The organism is Streptomyces sp. P9-2B-2, assembly GCF_030406865.1.
GTDB lineage: Bacteria > Actinomycetota > Actinomycetes > Streptomycetales > Streptomycetaceae > Streptomyces > Streptomyces platensis.
Window position 1 is genome coordinate 2,149,876 of sequence record NZ_CP129126.1, and the last position, 25,407, is coordinate 2,175,282.

Consider the following 25,407-nt stretch of genomic DNA (forward strand, 5'->3'; position numbering starts at 1 on the left):
AGCCCTTGCCGGAAGGCGCGCGGGGGCGCGAGGGGCGCGGCGGCTCGGGCGTCCGGTGCCGGGGCGTCGAAGGGGTCTGGGGCGGGGCGGGCGGGGGCGTCGCCCCGGGCGTGGTCGGCTCGGCCGCCTCTTGGCCGGCCCGGCCGTCGGCTGAATCCGCTGCTGAATCGGCTAGACCGGTTGAATCGGCTGGGTCAGCTCGTCGTAGACGCTGAGGACCTGGGTGACGGTGTCGTTCTCGCTGGGCCAGCCGGCCGCCTGGGCACGGCCCGCCTCGGCGAGCGCGTCCCGCCGGGCGGGGTCGGCGAGCAGCGCGAGAACGGTACGGGCCAGGGCCGCGGCATCCCCGTAACGGACCAGCTCGGCGGCCGGGCCGACCAGTTCGCGGGTGCCTCCGGTGTCGGTGGCGACCAGTGGCACCCCGGCGCGCAGCGCCTCCTGGGCGATCAGCGAACGCGCCTCCCACCGGCTGGGCAGCACCACCAGGTCGGCGGCGGCGAGGAGTTCGGGCACGTCGTCACGGCGCCCGAGCAGCTGGACGGGCAGCTGCTCGCTGTCGATCCGCCGCTGAAGCGCGCTCCGCTGATCGCCCTCCCCCGCGATCGCGACCAGCGGCTGCGGGTCGAGCGCGCACCAGGCGTGCGCCGCGTCCAGCAGCAGGTCATGGCCCTGGCTGGGATCGAGACGGCCCACCGCGAGCAGCAACGGACGGTCCACCGCGCCCAGTTCGGCCCGTTCCTTGTGACGCGTCCGGTCGTGCTCCTCGATCTCGTCCGGTGTACCGCCGGACCGGGGGCGCGGAATCGCGACCGGCGCAAGCCGCGCATCACGGGCGCCCCGCTCACGCGCCCGGTCCACGAGATCGGAACAAGCTCCCAGAACCACGGCGGCCGCCCGTGCCACCCGCCGCTCCATCAGGTGCACCACCCCGGCTCGCGCACCCTCGGTGTGCGCCTTGGTGTGCCAGGTGATGACCAGGGGGACCCGGCGCCCGCCCCGTGGGCCGCGCAGTCCGCGCAACGCCATCGAGGCCCGCAGCCCGGCCCGCAGGCCGTGCGCATGGACGAGGTCGGCGTCCCAGCAGGCGCTGCGCAGTACGGCCACGCTCGCCGGATCCATCCGCGGCGGGACCTGCACGAACCGCGCGCCCGCCCCGGTGAAGTCGTAGGCCTCCTCGGTTTCCGGCGTGGCACAGACGGACACCCGGACCCCGCGTGCGACCAGCCCTTCGGCCAGCGAGCGGACATGTGCCGCGCTGCCGGCGCTGCCGTGCCCGAGCACCTGGACCGTGCGCAGCGGCGACAGCCCGTGCGCGGAGGTCGGGGTGCTGATCACGTGGTGGGTCTCCTGGATCGGGGGCGGGCGGGCCGTACCGGCGGGTCGGTCCGCTGAGCTGCGGTGCGCGGCCGGCGGCCACCTGCCTGCCCGGCGACGGGCCAGGATGCGGCAAGCGGGCCCGGGACTGCGCACCGCGCCCAGGATGCCAGCCCGGCGGGGTCAAATCGGCACCGTCCGGCCGCCGTTCCGGTGGGAAGTCTCACCCCAGCACCCACCAGATCACCCACATGGGCGACAAACCGCCCGCGCGGGTTAATGGCTCCTGAGGGTGAACCCACTCCCCGGAGTGCGCCTCGCGCCGCACCACAGGGCGCGTGCGCCGTCACTCGAAGCGCGGCCGGTGTTTGGCCGAATAAGGAATGGGATGGCCTCCCGCCTTCTCGCCCTCGCGCCGCCCCGTGAACCCCAACCTCACAAGGCGGCTCACCCAGGTTCCGCTACCCGGGCCAAAAACTTCGGACGGCGATGTCGAGAACCCGTGACCGGCTCCGTCCCCGGGGTGAAGGCGACCACAATGGGCCGCACCAGCACCGAGGAGAACACCATGGCCAAGTACCTGCTGCTCAAGCACTACCGAGGCGCTCCCGCCGCGGTCAACGACGTGCCCATGGATCAGTGGACGCCGGAGGAGATCTCGGCGCACGTGCAGTACATGAACGACTTCGCGGCCCGACTGGAGAAGAGCGGCGAGTTCGTCGATGGCCAGGCGCTCGCCCCCGAGGGGTCGTGGGTGCGGTACGACGGCGAGGGGCGCCCGCCGGTCACCGACGGTCCCTTCGCCGAGACCAAGGACCTCATCGCCGGCTGGATGGTGATCGACGTCGACAGCCACGAGCGCGCCGTCGAACTGGCCGGGGAACTGTCGGCCGCCCCGGGGGCGGGCGGGAAGCCGATCCACGAGTGGCTCGAAGTGCGCCCGTTCCTGGCCGCCGAGCCCAGCATCACGGAGTGCACTTTCAAGTGACGCAGATGAACGAGGCCCTGATCAGGAGCCTCACGCCGGGCGTGCTCGGCATCCTCGTCCGCCGCGGAGCCGACTTCGCGGCGGCCGAGGACGCCGTGCAGGACGCGCTGATCGAGGCAGTCCGCGTCTGGCCGGCCGACCAGCCGCGCGATCCGTGGCCTGGCGCCGGTTCCTCGACGCGACCCGCGCGGACGCCGCCCGCCGCCGGCGTGAGGACCTCGTCGACGAGGAGCCCGCGCCAGGCCCCGCGCCCGCCGTGGACGACACACTCCAGCTCTACTTCCTGTGCGCCCACCCGTCGCTGACGCCGTCGTCCGCGGTGGCGCTCACCCTGCGCGCCGTCGGCGGGCTCACCACGCGCCAGATCGCCCAGGCCTACCTGGTGCCCGAGGCGACCATGGCGCAGCGCATCAGCCGTGCCAAGCGCACCGTCTCGGGCGTGCAGTTCGACCGGCCCGGCGACGTCGCCACCGTGCTGCGCGTCCTCTACCTGGTCTTCAACGAGGGCTACTCCGGCGACGTCGACCTCGCCGCCGAGGCCATCCGGCTCACCCGGCAGCTCGCGGCCACGATCGACCACCCCGAGGTGGCAGGGCTGCTCGCCCTCATGCTGCTCCACGACGCCCGGCGCGCCACCCGGACCGCGGCCGACGGCAGCCTGGTGCCGCTCGCCGAGCAGGACCGGAGCCGGTGGGACACCGCGTCGATCGCGGAGGGCGTCGAGATCCTTCAGGCGGCCCTCGCCCGCGACCGACTGGGCGAGTTCCAGGCCCAGGCCGCCATCGCGGCACTCCACGCCGACGCGCCCACCGCCGAGGAGACGGACTGGGTGCAGATCGTCGAGTGGTACGACGAGCTCGCGCGCCTGACCGACAGCCCGGTCGTCCGGCTCAACCGCGCGGTGGCCGTCGGTGAGGCCGACGGACCGCGCGCCGGGCTGGCGGCACTCGCGGCGCTGAACGACTCCCTGCCCCGCCACACCGCGGTGGCCGCGTACCTCCACGAACGCGACGGCGACCTGACGACGGCGGCCCGGCTGTACGCCGAGGCGGCCCGGAAGGCACCCAACCTCGCCGAGCGCGACTACCTGACGCGCCAGGCCGCCCGGCTCAACACCGGGCGGGGGCGGTGACGGGCCCCGCCCGGTGTTGAGCCGGGCGCTCGGAATCCCGAACCGGACGGGCGGTGCTCCCTCGCGGGGTGCTTCCCCGGAGGGGCAGCGACTCGGCGGGCCTTCAACCGGCTAGCGGCTACCGGCTCAGAGCGTTGCCGCTGCCCGGCTGACGCGGTCCCCCGCGGCCGCGGCGGCGATCAGCCCGGCGGCGTGAGCGGCCAGACCACGGCGGCCGTTGCCCGTGACGATGGCGAGGCCGAGCGCCGCGCCGAGGGCGTGCGCCCCGGCGTCCCCGATCATCGTGCGCTCCCCGACGTCGTCGCCGAGGACGGCGGCCGCGGCCCCCATGGGCGCGGCGGACAGTGCGCCCGCCGGGCCGCGGCGCAGCAGCCCGGGTGCGCCGATGGCCAGTACGGCGCCGACCGCCCGGCCCGGCCGGACGTCCAGCAGGTTCACCAGATGCGCCGAGCCCGCGATCACCACGCCTGCCAGCACTTTGTCGGCCGGCCGCTCCTTGAGGAGGGCGCCGGCCGCGAGCCCGGCGGCGCCGATCCCGAACAGCTTCACCGCCCCGCTGGTGACCTCTTTCTGCCGGAGCGCCGAGAGGTGGGCCCGGAATCCGCGGCGTGGATCACCGGCGCCGAACACGTCGTCGTACGCGCCGCAGCCCCCGGCGGCCAGTACAGCCAGCGCCCCGGCGGCCCGGGTACGGGCGGGCAGACCCGGTGCGGTGACGGCGGCGAGGGCGGTACCGGTGGCCGTGGCGAGACCCGCATGCAGGTTCACGGTGCGGCCGGCGTAGTTCTTCCGCTCCCACAGGACGGCACCGCCCGGCGGGCGCTTCCTGAGCGCCGTGTACACGGCCCGGGTCGCCCCGGCCGCCCCCAGGAGCGCCGAGATCCGCCCCGACACCCTGCCGCCTGCCACCGCCGCCATGTCCCGCCCCTCACCCGGCACCCTGCCGTGCTCGCTTCCCGTCACCCTAGGGGCGAGCGCCGCCCGGTCACGCGGGAACGACGCCCCCGGCGACCGGGGGCCGGTGGCCAGTAGGCGGCGGCAGGTGGCAGGTGGCAGGTGGCAGGTGGGAGAGCTGAAGCGCCCCGCGTACGCGCTGCTTGCTAGTTGCCCGTGCGCGCCGTCTCCAGCAGCTCCTCGGCATGCGCGCGGGCCGTTTCGGAGTCCTCCTGGCCCGCCAGCATCCGGGAGAGTTCGCGGACCCGCTCCTCGCCTTCCAGGACCGTGACACCGCTCCTGGTGACCGAGCCGTCGTTCGTCTTCGCCACCAGCAGCTGGCGGTCCGCGAAGGCCGCGACCTGCGGGAGGTGCGTGACGACCACGACCTGTGCCGACTTCGCGAGCCTGGCCAGCCGCCGGCCGACCTCGACGGCCGCCTTGCCGCCGACGCCCGCGTCGACCTCGTCGAAGAGGTAGGTCGGTACGGGGTCGGAGCCGGCGAAGACCACCTCCACGGCGAGCATCACCCGGGAGAGCTCACCGCCGGACGCTCCCTTGGCGATCGGCCGGGGCGGTGCGCCCGGGTGGGGGGCCAGGAGAAGTTCGACCTCATCGGCGCCGGCCGGTCCATAGGCCACCGTGCGGCCGCCGACCTCGATGCCGTCGGCGTCCTCGGCGACCTCGGTCTGGCGGATCTCGACGGTGACCCGCGCGTGCGGCATGGCGAGTTCCGCCAGTTCGGCGGTGACCGCGTCGGCGAAACGCTTCGCCGACCCTGTACGGGCATCGGTCAACGTTTGTGCCAGTTCGCCCAGTTCGGTGCGGAGTGCGTCCCGCTCGGCGGTCAGCTCGCCGATCCGGTCGTCATCGCCGTCCAGTTCGCCGAGCCGGGCGGCACTCTCCTCGGCCCAGGCCAGCACCGCAGCGATGTCCTGGCCGTATTTGCGGGTCAGATGGTTCAGCGCGGCACGACGCTCCTCGACCGCGGCCAGCCGCAACGGGTCGGCGTCCAGGCCGTCCGCGTAGCCGGCCAGCTCGCCCGCCACGTCAGCCATCAGGATGCCGATCTCGCCGATCCGCTCGGCGAGCCCGGCGAGCTCCCGGTCATGGCTGCGTACGGCCTCCAGCGCGCGATGGGCGCCGGCGACCAGGGTGGTGGCGTCGACGCCCTCGGGGTCCTCGGGATTGCCGGCCAGCGCGGCGTGCGCCAGGGTCGCGGCGGAGGCCAGTGCCTCGGCGTGGCCGAGCCGCTCCGCCTCGGCGGCGAGTTCGGTGTCCTCGCCGGGCTGGGGCTCGGCCGCCGCGATCTCGTCCAGGCCGAAGCGCAGCAGGTCGGCTTCCTGTGAGCGTTCGCGGGCCCGTGTGGTCAGCTCGTCCAGCTCGGTGGCGACGGCGCGCAGGCGGCGGTGGGCGGCGGTGTACTTGGCCAGCGGGACCGCGACCGTGTCTCCGGCGTAGCGGTCCAGGGCCTGGCGCTGGCGGGCCGGCCGCAGCAGGCCCTGCTGGTCGGTCTGGCCGTGTACGGCGACCAGGTCGTCGGCCAACTCCGCCAGGAGACCGACCGGAACGGAACGGCCTCCCACATGGGCGCGTGAACGGCCCTCCGCGGAGAGCGTGCGGCTGATCAGCAGCGCACCGTCGTCCAGCTCCGCACCGGCCTCCTCGGCCCGTACCGCGGCGGGGGCCTGGGGGCCGACGCTGATCCTGCCCTCCACTACCGCCGATTTGGCGCCGATCCGCACCAGGGCGGGGTCGGCGCGCCCGCCGAGCAGCAGGCCGAGGCTGGTGACGACCATGGTCTTGCCCGCGCCCGTCTCGCCGGTCACCGCCGTGAAGCCGGGGGACAGCTCGACAACGGCGTCATCAATGACACCCAGGGACCGGATCCGCATCTCCTCCAACACGGATACGACCTTACGAGGTCCCGGGGTCGCCCCGCGACGGCCTCCCCTCACTCCTGCCCTCGCACCTGCGGAAAACCGCATCGAAAAAGGGGGGAATTCCGCATGGTGCGTGATCACGCTCAGCCGTCAAGCTGATCACAGTCCGGAGCGAAAGGTGTGGTCATGGTCAGCGGATCGAGGTACGCAGCGACGTCTGCGGGGTGGTGCGGTCACCGGCCCGCGGACGGCAGGACTGCGGTGGTCACGCGGGGTGCGGTGGCGATTGCCGGCGCTTCGGTGAGGCGGCTCGTCGCGTCGGTGAAGCGGCTCGTCGGACGGCAGGACGCGGAGGCCCTGCCGTCCACCGCGCGCCGGGCACCGATGGCCGGCGGCGCCGCGGCGCGCACGGCCGTCACTCCGCTCCGCGACTGGATCCACATGTCGATATTCGCGAGCGTCCGGACGAGTGGCCCCGTCTCCAGCTCAAGGAGGGACCCCGTCTCCCGGCAGCGCCGCGGATGCGTGACGCTCCGCGCGGCGGGCGCCCGCTGCCACCGGAACCGATGGCAGCGGGGACGCACCGGACAGGCCTTAGTGCGGCGCCCCCCGCCACCCCGCCACGGGGAGGGCGAACTTGGCGACCAGGCGGTCCGTGAAGGAGGCATGGTGCAGACGGGCCAGGCGTACGGGTACGGCGCCGCGGCGGACCTCGACGCGGGCGCCGGCGGGGAGTTCGACACTGCGGCGGCCGTCGCACCAGAGAATGCCGTGCGGCGTCTTGGGCTGGACCTCCACCGCCAGTACGGAACGCGGCGAGGTGACCAGCGGCTTGGCGAACAGGGCGTGGGCGCTGATCGGGACCATCAGCAGGGCCTCGACCTCGGGCCAGACCACCGGCCCGCCGGCCGAGAAGGCGTATGCGGTCGAACCGGTCGGAGTCGCACAGACCACGCCGTCGCCACCGAAGCGCGAGACGGGCCGGCCGTCGACCTCGGTCACCACCTCCAGCATCCGCTCCCGTGCGGCCTTCTCCACCGACGCCTCGTTCAGGGCCCAATCGGTGTGTACGACATTGCCGTTGTTGCGGACGAGGACATCGAGCGTCATCCGCTCCTCGACCTCGTATGCCCGGGTGACGACCCGGTCGACGACCTTGTCGAGGTCGTCGCGCTCGGCCTCCGCGAGGAAGCCGACCCGGCCAAGGTTGACACCGAGCATCGGGACCCCGGACGTCCGGGCGAAGTCCGCGCCGCGCAGCAGCGTGCCGTCTCCGCCCAGCACCACCAGGAGTTCGCAGCCCTCGGCGGCGCACTGCTCGGAGTCGACGCGCTGGACCGACGACGGCAGCGGCAGATCCGCCGCCTCCTCCGCCAGCACCCGCACCCCGATGCCGCTGCGCAGCAGCCCCTGGACAACGAGTTCGGCACTGCGGATGGCCGCGGGACGGCCCGTGTGAGCGAGCAGGAACACCGTCCGCCCGGCTCCGGTGTTCTCGTGTGCTGCGCTGCCTTCAACTGCATGGGTAGTGGTCAACGAGGCCCCTCCGCCACTGCACGGTCGACGTCCGCCGGGTCGAGTGCAGGCGCCCCGGCGCGCAGCCACAGAAAGTACTCGACATTCCCGGAAGGTCCAGGCAGTGGGCTCGCAGTTACGCCAAGTACGCCAAATTCCAGTTCGGCGGCCCGGCTCGCGACCGCGCGGACGGCCTCGGCCCGCAGCTCCGCGCTGCGCACCACCCCGCCGCTGCCCAGCCGCTCCTTGCCGACCTCGAACTGCGGCTTGACCATCAGCACCAGATCCGCGTCGGGCGCCGCACAGCGGGCCAGTGCGGGCAGTACGAGCCCCAGCGGGATGAACGAGAGATCACCGACGACGAGGTCGACGGGCTCCGAGTCGATCTGCTCCAGGGTCAATTCACGGACGTTGGTGCGGTCCTTCACGGTGACCCGCTCATCGCTCTGGAGCGACCAGGCGAGCTGTCCGTATCCGACGTCGACGGCGACGACATGACGCGCACCGGCCCGCAGCAGGACGTCCGTGAAGCCACCGGTCGAGGCGCCCGCGTCCAGTGCCCGGCGGCCCTCGATCTTCAGGCCGAGCGGGACGAAGGCGGCGAACGCCCCGGCCAGCTTGTGCCCGCCGCGCGAGACATAGTCGGGGTCGCTCTCGTCGTCGCGGACGACCACGGCCGCGCTGGTCTCCACCTGGGTGGCCGGTTTGGTCGCGGTCGCCCCGCCGACGGTCACCCGGCCCGCGGCGATCAGCTGGCTCGCGTGCTCGCGGGAACGGGCCAGCTTGCGGCGCACCAGCTCCGCATCGAGTCGGCGTCGTGCCACTCCTGCCACCTGTGGTTCAGCTCCTGTTGTCGTGCGTCGTCGAGGAAGGGGCGGGCGGCCCGGGGTGCTGGTCGAGACCGGCCAGCACATCGCGCAGCCCACGGTGCACATCCTCGTACACCCGGAGGTGTTCGCTCGCGGGGAGGTGGTCGGCGTCGGCGAGGCGCCGCAGCCCGGTATCGACCGCGGCCTCACCGGTCGCCGTCACGCCCACCCTGATCGGCTGCGGCCCGCCGGGCCGCTCCGGCCCGCCCGTGGGGTCGGGCCGGCCCTGGCCGCCCGACGCAGCGGCACCACTCCGCTCGGCCCCTGCATCCGGCCCGACGGCATCGTCCGACCCGACGGGACCGGTCGGCGTTCCACCCGTGGTGCTCACGGCTCCGCTGCCCTCGCGCCGGCCGGGCTCCCCCGGTTCCGCGGGCTCTGTGGGGTCCCCTGGCGCGGCTTGTGCGGGCGCCTCCGGCTCCGGGCCGGACGTCGGCTCTTCCATGCCCCCGACGCTACCTCGGCGAAGCCGGTCGAGGAGGAACGAGCCGTCCCCGACCTGGCGTATCGTCGATCACGATGGCAACCCTCGACCAGTGCCGCGCCGCTCTCGACCGGCTGGCCCAGAACCTGTCCTCGGCCGACGGCAGCGTCCGCCAGGCCGCCACGTTCGACCGCTCACTCAGCTGCCGCATCACGGACCTCGATGTGACCTTTCTCGGGCGGCTGGCCGACGGCACCATCCAGGAGGTGACCAACGTCCCCGGGCCGCCCCCGCACAAGGCCGACATCCGGCTGTCCATGGCCGGTGACGATCTGCTGGCCCTGGTGGACGGAGAGCTGAACTTCGCCAAGGCCTGGGGCAGCGGCCGCGTCAAGCTGGAGGCCGGGCTACGGGACCTGCTCCGCCTCAGGACACTGCTGTAACAGTTGCCCCGCCTGTAACAGCAGCCCCGCCCCTCGCGCCTCACTAGCCGCAGACCCGCTCGTCACACCCTGCCGTGCCGCGCCGACCGCGGCCCCGCTCGGGGCGGCCAACCGGCACCAGCTCCGCTCGTACCGCCTCGCCCCCCAACCCGCGACGCGCGCCCGCCCCCCTACCGACCGCTCCCCCGCCCAACCCCCGCCGAAGCCTCCTCAGCCCCCGCAGGCCCCTCAGCCCCCGAAGCCTCCCCCACTGCCAAAGACGCCTTCTCCCCCGAAGGCGCCTCCTCCCCCGCGGACGCCTCCCCCGCTGCCGAAGGCCTCTCCGCCCCCGCAGCGCCCTCAGGCTCCACCGCCCGGCCCCCACGCCCGCTTCCCCTACGCGGCTTGCGCGCCGCAGGCACAACCAACGGGGTGCCGCTCTCCGGGTCCTCGATGATCTGGCAGCTGAGGCCGAAGACCTGCTCCACGAGTTCCGCCGTGACGATGTCGGCGGGGGCGCCCTCGGCGATGACCGCGCCGTTCTTCATAGCGATGAGGTGCGTCGCGTAACGGGCCGCGTGATTGAGGTCGTGGAGCACCGCGACCAGTGTGCGTCCCTGCTCCTCGTGGAGTTCGGCGCACAGGTCCAGCACCTCGATCTGGTGCTGGATGTCCAGATACGTCGTCGGCTCGTCCAGCAGGAACAGCGGGGTCTGCTGGGCGAGCGCCATCGCGATCCACACCCGCTGCCGCTGGCCGCCGGACAGCTCGTCGACATAGCGGTCGGCCAGCTCGCCGACGCCGGTGGCCGCCATCGACTCCTCGACGATCCGCTCGTCCTCGGGCGACCACTGCCGCAGCAGCCCCTGGTGCGGATAGCGGCCGCGGGCCACCAGATCCGACACGGTGATGCCGTCCGGGGCGATGGAGGACTGGGGCAGCAGCCCGAGCGTCCTGGCGACCTTCTTGGCCGGCAGCGAGGAGATCGCCGCACCGTCGAGCAGGACCGATCCGCCGGCCGGTTTGAGCATCCGTGAGAGCGCGCGCAGCAGCGTGGACTTACCGCAGGCATTGGGGCCGACGATGACCGTGAAGGAGTGGTCGGGGATGGCGACCGAGAGGTTCTCGGCGATGACCCGCTGGTCGTAGGCGAGGGTGACGTTCTCGGCCGAGAGACGGCTCACTTCGGAACTCCTGGGGTTGTCGTGTCACTGCTGTTGGCCGGCCCGCCACCGGCCGCGCCGTCACCGTCCGGGGGCCGCACCGCGGCCCGGCCCGCGCGGAGTTGGCGCCCGGCGCGGGCCGCGCCGCCCTCCGGCGTCCGCCGCCCGGCCCGTCCTTGCGCCGTCGTACGGCCGCTCATACCCGTCCCGCCTTGCGCTCCGTGGCCAGCAGCCACAGCAGATAGCCGCCGCCGAGAACGCCGGTGAGCACCCCCACCGGCAACTGGTCGGCGCCGAAGAGCTGCTGGGACGCCCAGTCGGCGGCGACCAGCAGCACGGCGCCCATGAGGCCGGAGAGCACCAGGTTGGGACCGGGCATCGGCGCACCGCCCCTGTTTCCCCCGCCCTTGAGCCAGCGCGGGAGGGTCAGCCGGCGGGCCAACTGGGGTGCGGTGAGCGCGACGAAGGAGATCGGTCCGGCCGCCGCGGTGGCGGCGGCGACGAGCACCACCGCCGTCAGCAGCACGACGATACGGACCCGGTCGACCCGTACGCCGAGCGCGTACGCGGCGTCATCGCCCATCTCCAGCATGCGCAGCGGCCGCCCGAAGAAGAGCAGCAGCGGGACGAGGACGGCGCAGACCGCGGCCAGCGGCTCGACCTGGTCCCAGCCACGGCCGTTGAGGGAACCGGTCATCCAGGTGGTGGCCCGGGTCGCCTCGACGATGTTCGCCTTGGTCATGAGGAAGAGCACCATCGCGTAGAGCATGGCGCCGGCTCCGATGCCGACGAGCACGAAGCGGTAGCCGTGGATGCCGCGCTTCCAGGCGAGCAGGAAGATGGCGATCCCGGTGCCCACCCCGCCGACCACGGCGCCGGCCGCGACCCCGAAGGCGTCGGCCTGGAAGTAGACGATGGCGGCCAGGGCGCCGACGGACGAGCCCTGGGAGAAGCCGAGGACGTCCGGACTGCCCAGCGGATTGCGGGAGACGGTCTGGAAGACGGCCCCGGAGATCCCGAACGCGACACCGACCAGCAGCCCCACCAGCACCCGCGGCAGCCGCAGGTCGTGCACGATGTACTGCTGTCCGGGGTCCCCGCCGCCGGTCAGGGCGGCGAGCACCTCGGACGGGGTCATCGGGTAGTCGCCGGAGCCGATCAGGGCGACGGCGGCGGCCAGTGCGACGGCCAGCAGCAGCAGTCCGACGGCCGTGGCGCGTACGTCCAGGCGCACCGAGAGGCCGCCCCTGGTGCGTACCGCTCTCACCCGCCGGGCCCCCGCCGCCCGGCCGTTCCCGGCCTCGGGCTCCACGGCCTCCCCGGACTTCACGGTCGCGCTCACAGCTGGGCCATCCTCCGACGTCGTACGAGATAGATGAAGACCGGTCCGCCGAGGACGGCCGTGACGATGCCGACCTGGAGCTCACCGGGCCGGGCCACGACCCGGCCGAGGACATCCGCGCCGAGCAGCAGGACCGGTGAGAGCACCGCGGAGTACGGCAGGATCCAGCGCATATCGGGCCCGGTGATGGCCCGTACGGCGTGCGGAACCATCAGGCCCACATAGACGATCGGGCCGCAGGCGGCGGTCGCCCCGCCGCACAGCAGGGTGACCGCGAGCATCGCCAGCACCCGGGTGCGGGTCAGTCGGGCGCCCAGCGCGCGCGCCTGGTCGTCGCCGAGCGCGATGGCGTTCAGCGGCCGGGCGATCAGCAGCGCGAGGACGCCCCCCACCGCCAGGAACGGCGCGATCGAGGTGACCGTCGGCAGTGTGGCCGAGGCCAGCGAACCCACCGTCCAGAAGCGCATCTTGTCCAGCGCCGCGGTGTCCATCAGGTTGACGGCGTTGATGTAGCCGATGAGGACGGCGGTCAGCGCGGTGCCGGCCAGGGCGAGCCGTACGGGCGTGGCGCCCCGGGTACCGCCGAGGACGTACACCGCGACATTGACCACCGCGGCGCCGGTGAACGCGAACCACACATAGCCGGTCAGTGAGGTGATGCCGAAGAAGCTGATGGCGGTGACGACCGCGGCCGAGGCACCGGCGTTGATGCCGAGAACTCCGGGGTCCGCCAGGGGGTTTCGGGTGAGCGCCTGCATGACCGTGCCGGCCAGGCCGAGCGCGGCGCCGACGAGCAGGCCGAGCAGCGTGCGCGGGAAGCGGACATCGCGGATGACGACGTCGGTGTCGGAGCCGGAGTAGTGGAACACCCCGTGCCACACCTGGTCGAGGGGTATCTGTTTGGCGCCGACGGCGATGCCGAGGACGACGATGACGGCCAATACGGCCACCGAGACCACCAGCCCCACGGAGCGCAGGAGGGGGCGCCGCCGGGGTGTCACGGGGTCCGGAACCGTTGCCGCTTCGGGGGGACTGTCAACCAACACGATGGTTAGGTTAGCCTACCCTCACATCCGACTCGCAGCCCCTCCCAGAGAGAAGTGCACCCATGAGCACCTCCCGAAACGTCACTCTGTCCCGTCGCGGCATCCTGGCCGCAGGCGGCGCCGTCGGTATCGGCGCCCTGCTGGCCGCATGCGGCGGAGACAAGGGCTCGGAGGGTGCCAACAAGGGCGCCGACACCGGCCCGTGGTCCTTCACCGACGACCGCAAGCAGAAGGTCTCGCTGAAGAACACCCCTCAGCGTATCGTCGCCTTCACCGGCACCGCGGCCGCGCTTCACGACTTCGGGATCGACGACCAGATCGTCGGTGTCTTCGGCCCCACCAAGCTCAAGAACGGCAAGCCCGATCCGCAGGCCGGTGACCTGGACGTCGACAAGGTCACCATCATCGGCAACGCCTACGACCAGTTCAACATCGAGAAGTACGCGTCCCTGCGCCCCGATCTGCTGGTCACGAACATGTACGAGCCGGACGCGCTGTGGTTCGTGCCGGACGAGAGCAAGGACAAGATCACCCCGCTGGCGAAGACCGTCGCCATCACCTCGGCCCGGGTCCCGCTCGTCAAGATCATCGAGCGCTACGCCGACCTGGCCGAGTCACTCGGCGCCGACCTCCGGGCGAAGAAGGTCACCGACGCCAAGGCCCGCTTCGAGAAGGCCTCCGCGGCGCTGCGCAAGGCCGCCAAGTCCCACCCGGTCAAGGTGCTCGCCTGCTCCGGCAGCCCGAACCTCTTCTACGCGTCCAACCCCGGCATCAACGCCGACCTCATGTACTACAAGTCCCTCGGCGTCGATCTGATCGTCCCCGACCACCTGGACAAGGGCGGCTACTTCGAGAGCCTGAGCTGGGAGAACGCCGACAAGTACCAGGCGGATGTGCTCCTGCTGGACAACCGGACCGCCACCCTCCAGCCCAAGGACCTGGCGGCCAAGCCCTCCTGGGCCAAGCTGCCCGCCGTCAAGGCCGGCCAGATCACCCCGTGGTCGAGCGAACCGCGCTTCTCCTACGCGGGCGCCGCCCCGCTCATCGAGTCGCTCGCCAAGGCCATCGAGGGCGCCAAGAAGGCCAAGTGACGTACGGCCGCGGTGGATCGCCCGGCCCCGGCCGCAGCACACCCCGGCCGCCACGGTCCACCGCGGCACCCCTGCACCTCAGCGCCCCGGCGTCGCCACGCCCGAAGCCACCGCACCGCCCGAAGCCACCGCGCTACCCCACCGCACAGTCCCCGCCCCGTCCCCGGGAGGTCCCCCACATGACCACGACCGCCGCCCCCGCCACCGCACCGTTCCGCTTCTTCGACGTGCAGGTCGTACGGACCCGACGGCTGAGCCCCTCGGTGGTGCGGGTCACCTTCGGCGGTGAACGGCTGGCCGAACTGGCCTCCGGCGGTCGTGACCAGCGCTTCAAGCTCTTCCTCCCGCAGCCCCACCAGGACCGGCCGGTCTTCCACGACACCGGCGACGGCTGGTACACCACCTGGCGGGCGCAGGACCCGGCCGAGCGGCCGCTGATGCGCTCGTACACCATCCGCGAACAGCGCCATGAACCACGGGAGTTCGACGTCGACTTCGCGCTGCACGGTGCCGCGCCGGATGCCTCGCCGCTGGCCGGCGGCCCCGCCTCCCGCTGGGCCGCCCACGCCCGGCCCGGCGACCGGCTGACCGTCCTCGCCCCGGCCGTGGAGGACAACGGCGGTGTCGACTTCCGGCCGCCGGCCGGCACCGACTGGATTCTGATCACCGGCGACGAGACGGCGCTGCCCGCGATCGCCGGCATCCTGTCCTGGCTCTCCCCCGGCACCCACGCCAAGGTCTGGATCGAGATCGCGCACGAGGACGACCGGCAGCAGCTGCCGTCCTTCGCCGACACCGACATCACCTGGCTCGTCCGGGACGAGGCGACCGCCGCGCGGCACGAGCCGGTGCTCGACGCCCTGTGCGCCGCCGAGCTGCCCGAGGGCACCCCGTACGCCTGGATCGCCGGCGAGTCCGGCACCGTCAAGGCGGTGCGCCGGCATCTCGTCCGCGAGCGCGGCATCGACCGCAGGGCCGTCAAGTTCACCGGCTACTGGCGCCGTGGCGCCTCCGAGGAAGAGCTGCTCGCGGAGCTGACGGCCGCTGCCCCGGCGCCCGAGGAGGACTAGGGTCTGTCGTCACACTCCCGTCGTCTGCCCGAAGGGCAGGCCCCGCGGCGTCTGGTGCGTGCGCTCGCAAGGCGGAGGGTCGTCCTCGTAGTGGGTCTACGTGGACGATCCGACAACGCAGCGAGCGTGCGTGCCTGGGGGCACCTCCCAGCGGTAGCTGGGGGAGCGCCGCGGGGCAGGCGGGAGTGTGACGACAGACCCTAGCCCCGCGCGCCGGGACACCGCCTTACCTGCCGATCCGCGCCAGTGCCGGCCCCGTGTCCGCCGCGTAACTGCCGTCCCCCGCCGCCGTCCAGGCCGCCGCGCACAGCGCCCGCAGCCCGTCGAGCGGCGTCCCCTCGCCGTCCACATGCAGGGTGTCCCCGGCCGCCTCGGCCCGCCAGCCGCCGCACCGGAAACCGGCGCCGTCCGCGGTCACCTCCGGCTGCGGGGTCAGCAGGCCGCGCAGATCCTCGTCCACGTAGGCGGGGCGGTGCTCCGGCGGGGCGGCCAGCAGCGCGGCCGGTGTGGTGACGCCGGTGAGCACCAGCAGCGAGTCGACCTCGCCGTTGCAGGCCCCCTCGATGTCGGTGTCGAGCCGGTCGCCGATCACCAGCGGCCGCTGCGCACCGGTGCGCAGCACCGTCTCCCGGTGCATCGGCGGCTGCGGCTTCCCCGCCACCTGCGGGGTGCCACCCGCGGCGATCCGGACCACCTCCACCAACGCCCCGTTGCCGGGCGCGATCCCGCGCTCCTTGGGGATCGTCAGATCCGTGTTGGACGCGAACCAGGGCACCCCGCGCTGCACCGCGTACGCGGCCTCCGCCAGCCGCTCCCAGTCCAGCGAGGGGTCGTAGCCCTGCACCACGGCCGCCGGGTCGTCGTCCGCGGAGCCGACCGGGACCAGACCGCGCTCACGCAGCGCCACCCGCAGCCCCTCGCCGCCGATGGTCAGCACCCGCGCGCCCGGCGGCACCTGCTCGGAGATCAGCCGCGCCACCGCCTGCGCGGAGGTGATCACATCGTCCGGACCGGTCGGCAGACCAAAACCGGACAGCTGGTCGGCGACGGCCTGTGGGGTCCGGGCGGCATTGTTGGTCACATAGGCGAGATGCATCCCGCCCTCGCGCGCACGCGTCAGCGATGCCACGGCATGCTCGATGGCCTGTCCGCCGGCGTAGACCACTCCGTCCAGATCCAGCAGCGCGGTGTCATATGCCTCGCTCAGCGCGTGCCGGGACCCGTCGGGCCGCCTGCGAACCTGCTCGTTCATGCCGTCTCGCTCCTCGCTCCACGCATCGCGCCGGGGATCCGCCGCCCACGGGGGCGCACTCACCGCACCGTGGGGACCCTCGCCCTCCACTTCGCGCCTACCGATAATTCCAGCCACGCACGGGCTGTCCCCCGATCTTCCCTCATCCGTCCGGCGGCATAGCATTCTTCAATGACCAGTACCGACGGCCTCCGCCTCCTCCCGTTCCGCGGGCTGCGCTACGCCCCGGAGCGGGTCAGCAGCCTGACCGCTGTGATGTCCCCGCCGTACGACGTGGTGGTCCGGCCGGACGGCGTGCGCCACTTGGAGACCGCCGATCCGTACAACATCGTCCGGCTGATCCTGCCGCACGCCGCGGACCCCACCACCCGCCACCGCCAGGCCGCCGACACCCTGCACCGCTGGCGCGGCGAGGGCGTGCTGACGCAGGACGCCGAGCCCGCGCTGTACGTCTACGAGCAGCGCGCCGGCGAGGTGCTCCAGCGCGGGCTGATCGGGGCGCTGCGCCTGGACGGTCCGGTGCTGCCGCACGAGGGGGTCATCCCCGAGGTGGTCGAGGACCGGGCGGCCCTGATGCGGGCGGCGGCCGCGAACTTCGAACCGCTGCTGCTCTCCTACCGCGGCGAGGGCACCGCGACCGGCGCCGCCGCGGTCATCGAGCGCGTGGTGGAGCGGGAGCCGCTGCTCGCCACCACTACGGAGGACGGCTTCGCGCACCGCCTGTGGGCGGTCACCGACCCGGCCGACCTCACCGCCATCGACGACGACCTCGCCCGCCGGCAGGCCCTGATCGCCGACGGCCACCACCGCTGGGCGACCTACCAGCGGCTGTACGAGCAGCAGACCGACGCCACCGCCGGCTCGCCCTGGGCCTCCGGTCTGGTGCTGCTGGTGGACACCGCCCGCTATCCGCTCCAGGTCCGCGCGATCCACCGGGTACTGCCCCATCTGCCGCCCGGCAAGGCGCTGGCGGACCTGGCCGGCACCTTCCGTGCCCGCGCCCTCCCCGGCGGGCTGTCCGCCGCCATGGAGGCCCTGGAGGAGACGCCCGGCACCGCCTTCGTGCTCGCCGGCGGCCCGGACTCCTTCCACCTCCTGGACCGTCCCGATCCCGCTCTGCTGGACCGGACGATCCGCCGGGACCGGCCCGAGGCCTGGCGGCGGCTGGACGCCACCGTGCTGCACTCCGTCCTGCTGGACGAGGTCTGGCACATCCCTGACCACCCGTCGGACATCGGCTATCTGCATCACACCGAAGCCGCCGTCGAGCAGGCGGCCCGGCACGGCGGTACCGCCGTGCTGATGCGCGCCACCTCCGAGGAGACGGTCCGTCAGCTCGCCGAGCACGGCGTGACGATGCCGCGGAAGTCCACCTCCTTCGGCCCCAAGCCCGCCACGGGCCTGGTCCTGCGCACCCTGGACGGCGACGAGAACTGACCTACAGGGCGCCGTCACGGCCTCTCAACCCCGCCCGCCGACTTAGTTAGGTTAGGCTTACCTCACTACGTCGCCGGGCGGGTCTCCCTGCCCCTGCGCACACCCCGCCCTGCGCAGGACGTGGTCAACTCCGCACCAGGGAGGACATCTTCATGAGTCTCCTCGCGCCTTCTGCCGAGGACCCGGCCGACAACCGGGCGTATCTGCTCAACAACGGCACCGCCCGGCGCTACCACAGCGCGGTCACCGAGAGCGTCACGCGGATCAGCGCCAAAATCGCCGCCACCGCCCAGCCGTTCACCGGAATCACCGTCGACGGCCTCACCCCCACCGTCTCCGGCGTCGACCTCGACAGCCCGCTGCACGACGCGGCCGCCGCGCTCGACGAACTCGAAGAGGTCTACCTCCGCGACGCCGTCTACTTCCACCACCCGCGCTACCTCGCGCACCTCAACTGCCCCGTGGTGATCCCCGCCCTCGTCGGCGAGGCCGTGCTCTCCGCCGTCAACTCCTCCCTGGACACCTGGGACCAGAGCGCGGGCGGCACGCTCATCGAGCGCCGGCTGATCGACTGGACGGCCGAGCGGATCGGCCTGGGCGAGGCGGCCGACGGCATCTTCACCAGCGGCGGCAGCCAGTCCAACCTCCAGGCCATGCTGCTCGCCCGCGACGAGGCCTGCCGCCGGGAGCTGAGCCGCGAGGGCTCCCCCGCGGGCGCCCGGCTCACCGACGTACTGCCCCGGCTGCGCATCCTCACCTCCGAATGCAGCCACTTCAGCATCCGCAAGTCGGCCACCCTGCTGGGCATGGGCGCGGAAGCCGTCATCACCGTCCCCAGCGACGACACCAAGCGCATGCGCACCGACGCGCTCGCCGCCGAACTGGCCCGCTGCCAGAGCGACGGCCTGATACCCATGGCCGTCGTCGCCACCGCCGGCACCACCGACTTCGGCTCCATCGACCCGCTCCCCGAGATCGCCGGGCTGTGCGCCGGGTACGGCGCCTGGATGCATGTCGACGCCGCCTACGGCTGCGGACTGCTGGTCTCCCGCCGCCGCGCCCTGCTGACCGGCATCGAACGCGCCGACTCGGTGACCGTCGACTACCACAAGTCCTTCTTCCAGCCGGTCAGTTCGAGCGCCATCCTGGTCCGCGACCGCACCACCCTGCGGCATGTCACCTACCACGCGGACTATCTCAACCCCCGCCGCATGGTGGAGCAGCGCATCCCCAACCAGGTCGACAAGTCGATCCAGACCACCCGCCGCTTCGACGCCCTCAAGCTCTGGCTCACCCTGCGCATCATGGGCGCCCAGGCCGTCGGCGAACTCTTCGACGAGGTCATCGACCGGGCCGCGGACGCCTGGAAACTGCTGCACGACGACCCCCGCTTCGAGGTCGTCGTCGAGCCCCAGCTCAGCACCCTGGTCTTCCGCTACGTGCCCTCCACCGACCAGGACCCCGACCTCAGCGACCGGGTCAATCTGCACGCCAGGGAAGCGCTGTTCGCCTCCGGTGCGGCGATCGTCGCGGGCACCGTCGTCGACGGCCGCCACTACCTCAAGTTCACCCTGCTCAACCCGGAGACCACGCTCGAGGACATCGCCACCGTCCTCGACCTGATCGCCGAGCACGCCGGCAGCTTCCTCGCCGAGCAGCCCCGGCCGGCCCTCAGCACGCGCTGACCTCCCCCACCACCCCCCATCGGAGACCCCTGTGTCCGCCCCTCACGACTTCATCGCCATCGGCCTCGGCCCGTTCAACCTGGGCCTGGCCTGCCTGACCGAGCCGATCGACGGACTCGACGGCCTGTTCCTGGACGACAAGACGTCCTTCGACTGGCACCCCGGCATGATGCTGGACAGCAGCCACCTCCAGGTGCCGTTCCTGGCCGACCTGGTCACCCTCGCCGACCCCAGCTCCCCCTTCTCGTTCCTGAACTACCTCAAGGAATCGGGGCGGCTGTACTCGTTCTACATCCGCGAGAACTTCTATCCGCTGCGCGCCGAGTTCAACGACTACTGCCGCTGGGCGGCCGGCAAACTCGACTCCGTCCGCTTCGGCCACCGGGTCACCACCGTCGAGTACGACGAGCGCGAGGAGCTCTACGTCGTCCACGCCGAGCAGCGGCCCACCGGCGAACGCCACACCTTCCGCGCCCGCCGGCTCGTCCTGGGCACCGGCACCCCGCCGTACCTCCCCGATGCCTGCCGCGACCTGGGCGGTGACCTGCTGCACAACGCCGGGTACCTCGACGCCAAGGCGGCCCTCCAGGCCAAGGACAGCATCACCCTCATCGGCAGCGGCCAGAGCGCGGCCGAGATCTACTTCGACCTCCTCCAGGACATCGACAGCCACGGCTATCACCTGACCTGGGCCACCCGCTCGCCGCGCTTCTTCCCCCTCGAATACACCAAGCTCACCCTGGAGATGACCTCCCCGGAGTACGTGGACTACTTCCACGCCCTCCCGCCGGCCACCCGCGACCGCCTCAACGCCACCCAGAAGCACCTCTACAAGGGCATCGACTCCGAGCTGATCAACGACATCTTCGATCTGCTCTACCAGAAGAACCTGGCCGGCCCGGTCCCCACCCGGCTCCTGACCAACACCGCCCTGCACCAGGCGAGTTACGACGAGACGTCCGGCACCTACACCCTGGGCCTGCGCCAGGAGGAACAGGGCACGGACTTCGCCCACGACACCCAGGGCCTGATCCTCGCCACCGGCTACCGCTACCGCGTACCGGACTTCCTCTCCCCCGTCCGCGACCGCATCGTCTGGGACGACGCCGGCCGCTACGACGTGGCCCGCAACTACAGCATCGACACCACCGGCCGGGGCATCTTCGTGCAGAACGCCGAGCTGCACACCCACGGCTTCGTCACCCCCGACCTCGGCATGGCCGCCTACCGCAACGCGTGCATCATCCGCGAACTGCTCGGCCGCGAGTACTACCCGGTCGAAAAGGCCATCGCCTTCCAGGAATTCGCCGCCCCGGCCGGCCCGCACCACCCCATGGAGCTCCTGGCATGACCACCCCCCTCTTCACCCGCACCGACGCCGCGCTCGGGGAGTTCTCGCTCCGCCCGGTCGACCCGTACGGCGACGCCGAACTGCTGCACCGCTGGGTCACCCACCCCAAGGCCGCCTTCTGGCTGATGCAGGACTGCGGCCTCGCCGCCGTCGAGAAGGAATTCGCGCGGATATCCGCCGACCCCTTCCACGACGCCTTCCTCGGCCTGCACAACGGCACCCCGGCCTTCCTCATGGAGCGCTACGACCCCGCCCACCGCGAACTCGTCGGCATCCACGCCGCCGAACCCGGCGACGTCGGCATGCACTTCCTGTCGGCGCCCACCGACACCCCCGTGCACGGCTTCACCCGCGCCGTGATCACCACCGTCATGGAGATGCTCTTCGCCGACCCGGACACCCGCCGCGTCGTCGTCGAGCCCGACGCCCGCAACACCGCCGTCCACGCCCTCAACAAGGCCGTCGGCTTCGAGGTCCTGCGCACCGTCTCGCTCCCCTCCAAAGACGCCTACCTCAGCACCTGCACCCGCGACCAGTTCCTGGCCACCCGAGGAGACCACCGATGACCGCCCCCTCCGACGGCACCCCGCACCTGTCCGCCCGGGACGCCGTCGCCCACCTCACCCCCGACCTGTGGGCCCGCGCCAACCGGCTGCTGATCCGCAAGGGCCTCGCCGAGTTCGCCCATGAACGGCTGCTCACCCCCCGGCGCCTCCCCCAGGACGGCCACTACGCCGTACGCAGCGACGACGGCGCCACCGAGTACCGCTTCGCCGCCCGCAGACGAGCCCTGGACCACTGGCAGATCGACGCCGACAGCATCACCCGGCACCGCGACCACGACGAACTCCCCCTGGATGCCCTGGCGTTCTTCCTCGAACTCCGCGACGCCCTGGGCCTCGGCGAGGCCATCCTCCCAGTCTACCTGGAGGAGATCAGCTCCACCCTCTCCGGCACCGCCTACAAGCTCGCCGCCGACCGGCCCGCCGCCGCCGAGCTCGCGAAAAGCGACTTCCAGGCCATCGAGACCGGCATGACCGAGGGCCACCCCTGCTTCGTCGCCAACAACGGCCGGCTCGGCTTCGGCGTCCACGAGTACCACGCCTACGCCCCGGAGACCGCGGCCCCGCTCCGGTTGATCTGGCTCGCCGCCCACCGCGACCACGCCACCTTCACCGCCGGCGCCGGCCTCGACTACGACGCCCTGATCCGCGACGAACTCCCCGACGAGACCCACGCCCGCTTCACCGCCACCCTCACCGGCCTCGGCCTCGACCCCGCCGACTACTACTTCTTCCCCACCCACCCCTGGCAGTGGTGGAACAAGCTCTCCGTCACCTTCGCCTCCGAAGTCGCCCAGCAGCGCCTGGTGTGCCTGGGCCCCGGCGACGACGACTACCTGGCCCAGCAGTCCATCCGTACCTTCTTCAACACCACCAACCCCACCAAGCACTACGTCAAAACGGCGCTCTCCGTCCTCAACATGGGCTTCATGCGCGGCCTGTCCGCGTCCTACATGGAGGCCACCCCGGCCATCAACGACTGGCTGGCCCGCCTCATCGACGCCGACGACACCTTCCGGGCCGCCCGCTTCTCGATCATCCGGGAGCGCGCCGCCATCGGCTACCACCACCGCCAGTACGAGGCCGCCACCGCCAAGGGCTCCCCGTACCGCAAAATGCTCGCCGCCCTGTGGCGCGAAAGCCCCGTCCCCACCGTCGAACCCGGCCAGCGCCTGGCCACCATGGCCTCCCTCCTCCACACCGACAACGACGGCGGCTCCCTCGCCGCCGCCCTCATCGAGGAGTCCGGCCTGGAACCCGCCGTCTGGCTCCGCCGCTACCTGGACGCCTACCTCACACCCGTACTCCACGCCTTCTACGCCTACGACCTGGTCTTCATGCCACACGGCGAGAACGCCATCCTGGTCATCGAGGACGGCGCCGTGGCCCGCGTGATCTTCAAGGACATCGCCGAGGAGATCGCCGTCATGGTCCCCCAATGCCTTGAGGGCCAGGGAGGTGCCCCCATCGACGCGGTCCTGCCCCCCGCCGTCGAACGCATCCGCGCCGACGTCCCCGAGGACAAGAAGCTGCTGTCCGTCTTCACCGACGTCTTCGACTGCTTCTTCCGCTTCCTCAGCAGCACCCTCGACGACCACGGCACCCTCGACGAGGACACCTTCTGGCGCACGGTCGCCGCCTGCGTCACCGACTACCGGACGGCCACCCCCCAGCTCGCCGACAAGTTCGCGCGCTACGACCTCTTCACCGACGAGTTCGCGCTCTCCTGCCTCAACCGCCTCCAGCTGCGCAACAACCAGGAGATGGTCGACCTCCAGGACCCGGCGGGCGCCCTCCAGCTCATCGGCACCCTCCGCAACCCCCTCGCCCCCTACGCTCCCGCCTCCTGACCCACCCCCACACGCCGAAGGGCGGGACCCCTCCCCGGGGTCCCGCCCTTCTCATGCGTCACATCGGCTCGGGCCGACGGCCGGCTCAGTCCCGCGCGGAACCGGCCTCGCCCTGGGCGCCGTCGCCGTCGCCCTCGGCCGCCTCCGCCTCGTCGTCCTCGTCCAGCGCGTCGGTGAACTCCACGCCGTCCAGCTCCGCGAGCCGGTCCGAGGCATCCGTCGTACCGCCCTGGTCGGCCTCCAGCGCCTTGGCGAACCAGTCGCGCGCCTCGTCCTCACGCCCGACCGCCAGCAGCGCGTCCGCGTACGCGTAGCGCAGCCGCGCCGTCCACGGGTGCACCGCACTCGACGCGAGCTCCGGGCTCTGGAGCGTCACCACCGCGGCGTCCGCCTGGCCCATGTCCCGACGGGCACCCGCCGCGACCAGCCGCATCTCGACCTGGCCGGCCTTGTCGAGCTTCTGCGTCTCGGGCTCACCGGCCATGGCCATGGCCTTCTCCGGACGGCCGAGGCCCCGCTCACAGTCCGCCATGACGGGCCACAGCTCCACGCTGCCGGTCATCCGCCGCGCCGCCCGGAACTCCGCCAGCGCCTCGCTGTACTTGCCGACCGCGTACGCCGCGAAGCCCGCGGCCTCACGCACCGCCGCGACCCTGGACGCCAGCCGCAGCGCCACCCGCGAGTACCCGTACGCCTTCTCCGGCTCCTCGTCCAGCAGCTTCGCCACCATCACCAGGTTCTTGGCGACGTCGTCGGCAAGCGTCTTCGGCAGGCTCAGCAGCTCCTGCCGCACATCCTTGTCGATCTCCTCACCGGTGACGTCCTCCGGAATCGGCAGCCGCTTGATCGGCTCCCGGTCCCGGTCCCGCCGGTCATCACGGCGATCGTCCCGGCGGTCATCCCGCCCCCGGCCACCGCCGTACGGCCGCCGCCCCCCACGCTCGTCATCCCGCCGGAATCCCCCACGGTCATCGCGCCGCGGCCCACGGTCATCCCGACGGAACCCACCACGGTCCCCACCGCGGTCATCCCGCCGGTCGCCGCCCCGCTCATCGCGCCGGTCGCCACCACGGAACCCACCACGGTCATCACGCCGGTCATCGCGCCGGTCGTCCCGACGGAATCCGCCACGGTCCCCACCGCGCTCGCCGCCACGGTCGTCCCGCCGGTCACCACCGCGGAACCCACCACGGTCGCCACCCGACGGCCGGTCATCGCGCCGGAACCCACCGCGGTCATCGCGCCGGTCATCCCGCCGGAAGCCAGGACGATCCCCGCCCCGCTCCTCCCGCCGGAACCCGCCACCACGCTCATCATCCCGACGCGGCCCACGGTCATCCCTACGGAACCCACCACGGTCACCACCGCGGTCGTCCCGCCGGTCGCCACCCCGCTCATCCCGACGATCGCCACCGCGGAACCCACCACGGTCGCCACCCGACGGCCGGTCATCGCGCCGGAAACCGCCACGCTCGCCACCACGGTCATCACGCCGGAAACCGCCACGGTCCCCGCCGCGGTCATCGCGACGCTCACCACCGCGGTATCCACCACGGTCACCACCCGACGGACGGTCACCACCGCGGTATCCACCACGGTCACCACCCGACGGACGGTCACCACCGCGGTATCCACCACGGTCACCGCCGGACGGACGGTCATCACGGCGGAATCCGCCACGGTCACCGCCGGACGGACGGTCGTCGCGACGGAATCCCCCACGGTCACCGCCCTGGGAACGGTCGTCCCTACGGAATCCGCCACGCTCGCCACCGCGCTCGCCACCGCGGTCATCGCGACGGTCGCCACCGCGGTATCCACCGCGATCGCCACCGGACGGCCGGTCATCACGACGGAACCCACCGCGATCATCCCGACGGTCACCACCGGAGGAACGGTCATCCCGCCGCGGCCCGCGGTCATCCCTGCGGAAGCCACCACGGTCACCACCGCGGTCCCCGCCGCGGTCGTCCCGCCGGTCGCCACCGCGGTATCCACCACGGTCGCCACCCGACGGACGGTCATCACGGCGGTAACCTCCGCGGTCACCACCACGGTTGTCGCCGCGCGACCCCCG

21 protein-coding genes and 1 pseudogene are annotated in these 25,407 nt (G+C 72.5%); 10 read left to right on the plus strand and 12 right to left on the minus strand.

What is annotated here, in order from left to right; translation table 11 throughout:
• Positions 1-171 precede the first annotated feature (171 nt).
• A complete protein-coding gene (locus tag QT196_RS09310) occupies positions 172-1,335 on the minus strand; it encodes a glycosyltransferase family 4 protein (protein ID WP_168478453.1) in 1,164 nt (387 codons plus the stop codon).
• Between the two features lie 547 nt (positions 1,336-1,882).
• Here QT196_RS09310 and QT196_RS09315 point away from each other — a divergent pair.
• Both QT196_RS09315 and QT196_RS09320 read left to right on the plus strand, forming a co-directional pair.
• A complete protein-coding gene (locus tag QT196_RS09315; protein WP_168483648.1) occupies positions 1,883-2,302 on the plus strand; it encodes a YciI family protein in 420 nt (139 codons plus the stop codon).
• A gap of 5 nt (positions 2,303-2,307) precedes the next feature.
• Positions 2,308-3,434, plus strand: a pseudogene (locus QT196_RS09320) (DUF6596 domain-containing protein).
• A 126-nt stretch (positions 3,435-3,560) separates the two neighbouring features.
• On the opposite strand, the gene QT196_RS09325 reads toward QT196_RS09320, so the two are convergent.
• The 5 genes from QT196_RS09325 to QT196_RS09345 form a co-directional block, all read right to left on the minus strand.
• Positions 3,561-4,352: a hypothetical protein gene (locus QT196_RS09325; protein WP_266739006.1), complete on the minus strand. Its 792-nt coding sequence runs from the start codon at positions 4,350-4,352 to the stop codon at positions 3,561-3,563.
• Positions 4,353-4,534: 182 nt separating this feature from the next.
• Complete coding sequence (recN, locus tag QT196_RS09330) at positions 4,535-6,262, minus strand: DNA repair protein RecN (protein WP_168483650.1); 1,728 nt, start codon at positions 6,260-6,262, stop codon at positions 4,535-4,537.
• Positions 6,263-6,844: 582 nt separating this feature from the next.
• Complete coding sequence (locus QT196_RS09335; RefSeq protein ID WP_229893503.1) at positions 6,845-7,786, minus strand: NAD kinase; 942 nt, start codon at positions 7,784-7,786, stop codon at positions 6,845-6,847.
• Complete coding sequence (locus QT196_RS09340) at positions 7,783-8,598, minus strand: TlyA family RNA methyltransferase (protein ID WP_085924223.1); 816 nt, start codon at positions 8,596-8,598, stop codon at positions 7,783-7,785. Before QT196_RS09340 ends, QT196_RS09335 begins: the two co-directional genes overlap by 4 nt.
• 7 nt (positions 8,599-8,605) lie before the next feature.
• Positions 8,606-9,079, minus strand: a complete 474-nt coding sequence (locus QT196_RS09345; RefSeq protein WP_290354731.1) for a hypothetical protein — start codon at positions 9,077-9,079, stop codon at positions 8,606-8,608.
• A gap of 74 nt (positions 9,080-9,153) precedes the next feature.
• On the opposite strand from QT196_RS09345, the gene QT196_RS09350 reads away from it, so the two are divergent.
• On the plus strand, positions 9,154-9,501 hold the full coding sequence (locus QT196_RS09350; RefSeq protein WP_168478455.1) for an SCP2 sterol-binding domain-containing protein: 348 nt from the start codon (positions 9,154-9,156) through the stop codon (positions 9,499-9,501).
• A gap of 170 nt (positions 9,502-9,671) precedes the next feature.
• Here QT196_RS09350 and QT196_RS09355 read toward each other — a convergent pair whose 3' ends face one another.
• The 3 genes from QT196_RS09355 to QT196_RS09365 form a co-directional block, all read right to left on the minus strand.
• Positions 9,672-10,664 (minus strand): ABC transporter ATP-binding protein, encoded by a 993-nt coding sequence (locus tag QT196_RS09355; protein ID WP_290354732.1) that lies wholly within the window; start codon positions 10,662-10,664, stop codon positions 9,672-9,674.
• A 175-nt stretch (positions 10,665-10,839) separates the two neighbouring features.
• Positions 10,840-11,955 (minus strand): iron chelate uptake ABC transporter family permease subunit, encoded by a 1,116-nt coding sequence (locus tag QT196_RS09360; RefSeq protein ID WP_168483652.1) that lies wholly within the window; start codon positions 11,953-11,955, stop codon positions 10,840-10,842.
• Between the two features lie 26 nt (positions 11,956-11,981).
• Positions 11,982-12,986, minus strand: coding sequence for an iron chelate uptake ABC transporter family permease subunit (locus tag QT196_RS09365; RefSeq protein ID WP_290356628.1), 1,005 nt, complete (start codon positions 12,984-12,986; stop codon positions 11,982-11,984).
• 107 nt (positions 12,987-13,093) lie between these two features.
• Between QT196_RS09365 and QT196_RS09370 the strand changes: the two genes are divergently transcribed.
• The gene (locus QT196_RS09370; protein ID WP_290354733.1) at positions 13,094-14,122 is read left to right on the plus strand and encodes an ABC transporter substrate-binding protein; all 1,029 of its coding nucleotides are present in this window, start codon (positions 13,094-13,096) and stop codon (positions 14,120-14,122) included.
• A gap of 179 nt (positions 14,123-14,301) precedes the next feature.
• Positions 14,302-15,192, plus strand: a complete 891-nt coding sequence (locus QT196_RS09375) for a siderophore-interacting protein (protein ID WP_290354734.1) — start codon at positions 14,302-14,304, stop codon at positions 15,190-15,192.
• A 226-nt stretch (positions 15,193-15,418) separates the two neighbouring features.
• On the opposite strand, the gene QT196_RS09380 is transcribed toward QT196_RS09375, so the two are convergent.
• Positions 15,419-16,444, minus strand: a complete 1,026-nt coding sequence (locus QT196_RS09380) for an HAD-IIA family hydrolase (RefSeq protein WP_290354735.1) — start codon at positions 16,442-16,444, stop codon at positions 15,419-15,421.
• 171 nt (positions 16,445-16,615) lie between these two features.
• Between QT196_RS09380 and QT196_RS09385 the strand changes: the two genes are divergently transcribed.
• The 5 genes from QT196_RS09385 (at position 16,616) to QT196_RS09405 (ending at position 23,330) form a co-directional block, all read left to right on the plus strand.
• Complete coding sequence (locus tag QT196_RS09385) at positions 16,616-17,881, plus strand: DUF1015 domain-containing protein (RefSeq protein WP_168478460.1); 1,266 nt, start codon at positions 16,616-16,618, stop codon at positions 17,879-17,881.
• A gap of 152 nt (positions 17,882-18,033) precedes the next feature.
• Complete coding sequence (locus QT196_RS09390; RefSeq protein WP_290354736.1) at positions 18,034-19,566, plus strand: aspartate aminotransferase family protein; 1,533 nt, start codon at positions 18,034-18,036, stop codon at positions 19,564-19,566.
• A gap of 31 nt (positions 19,567-19,597) precedes the next feature.
• A complete protein-coding gene (locus QT196_RS09395; RefSeq protein ID WP_290354737.1) occupies positions 19,598-20,917 on the plus strand; it encodes a lysine N(6)-hydroxylase/L-ornithine N(5)-oxygenase family protein in 1,320 nt (439 codons plus the stop codon).
• Positions 20,914-21,483 (plus strand): GNAT family N-acetyltransferase, encoded by a 570-nt coding sequence (locus tag QT196_RS09400; protein WP_266738999.1) that lies wholly within the window; start codon positions 20,914-20,916, stop codon positions 21,481-21,483. The genes QT196_RS09395 and QT196_RS09400 overlap by 4 nt, the downstream gene beginning before the upstream one ends.
• Positions 21,480-23,330 (plus strand): IucA/IucC family siderophore biosynthesis protein, encoded by a 1,851-nt coding sequence (locus QT196_RS09405; RefSeq protein ID WP_290354738.1) that lies wholly within the window; start codon positions 21,480-21,482, stop codon positions 23,328-23,330. Before QT196_RS09400 ends, QT196_RS09405 begins: the two co-directional genes overlap by 4 nt.
• Positions 23,331-23,415: 85 nt before the next feature.
• On the opposite strand, the gene QT196_RS09410 is transcribed toward QT196_RS09405, so the two are convergent.
• Both QT196_RS09410 and QT196_RS09415 read right to left on the minus strand, forming a co-directional pair.
• On the minus strand, positions 23,416-24,168 hold the full coding sequence (locus QT196_RS09410; RefSeq protein WP_211117571.1) for a tetratricopeptide repeat protein: 753 nt from the start codon (positions 24,166-24,168) through the stop codon (positions 23,416-23,418).
• Positions 24,105-25,379, minus strand: coding sequence for a hypothetical protein (locus QT196_RS09415; RefSeq protein WP_290356816.1), 1,275 nt, complete (start codon positions 25,377-25,379; stop codon positions 24,105-24,107). The genes QT196_RS09410 and QT196_RS09415 overlap by 64 nt, the downstream gene beginning before the upstream one ends.
• Positions 25,380-25,407 lie beyond the last annotated feature (28 nt).

What these genes read in the sequence shown, in the direction of transcription:
- QT196_RS09315 (WP_168483648.1), top strand. Translation starts at nt 1,883, where the DNA reads ATGGCCAAGTACCTGCTGCTCAAGCACTACCGAGGCGCTCCCGCCGCG.
- QT196_RS09325 (WP_266739006.1), bottom strand. Translation starts at nt 4,352, where the DNA reads ATGGCGGCGGTGGCAGGCGGCAGGGTGTCGGGGCGGATCTCGGCGCTC.
- recN (WP_168483650.1), bottom strand. Translation starts at nt 6,262, where the DNA reads ATGCGGATCCGGTCCCTGGGTGTCATTGATGACGCCGTTGTCGAGCTG.
- QT196_RS09345 (WP_290354731.1), bottom strand. Translation starts at nt 9,079, where the DNA reads ATGGAAGAGCCGACGTCCGGCCCGGAGCCGGAGGCGCCCGCACAAGCC.
- QT196_RS09350 (WP_168478455.1), top strand. Translation starts at nt 9,154, where the DNA reads ATGGCAACCCTCGACCAGTGCCGCGCCGCTCTCGACCGGCTGGCCCAG.
- QT196_RS09370 (WP_290354733.1), top strand. Translation starts at nt 13,094, where the DNA reads ATGAGCACCTCCCGAAACGTCACTCTGTCCCGTCGCGGCATCCTGGCC.
- QT196_RS09375 (WP_290354734.1), top strand. Translation starts at nt 14,302, where the DNA reads ATGACCACGACCGCCGCCCCCGCCACCGCACCGTTCCGCTTCTTCGAC.
- QT196_RS09380 (WP_290354735.1), bottom strand. Translation starts at nt 16,444, where the DNA reads ATGAACGAGCAGGTTCGCAGGCGGCCCGACGGGTCCCGGCACGCGCTG.
- QT196_RS09385 (WP_168478460.1), top strand. Translation starts at nt 16,616, where the DNA reads ATGACCAGTACCGACGGCCTCCGCCTCCTCCCGTTCCGCGGGCTGCGC.
- QT196_RS09390 (WP_290354736.1), top strand. Translation starts at nt 18,034, where the DNA reads ATGAGTCTCCTCGCGCCTTCTGCCGAGGACCCGGCCGACAACCGGGCG.
- QT196_RS09400 (WP_266738999.1), top strand. Translation starts at nt 20,914, where the DNA reads ATGACCACCCCCCTCTTCACCCGCACCGACGCCGCGCTCGGGGAGTTC.
- QT196_RS09405 (WP_290354738.1), top strand. Translation starts at nt 21,480, where the DNA reads ATGACCGCCCCCTCCGACGGCACCCCGCACCTGTCCGCCCGGGACGCC.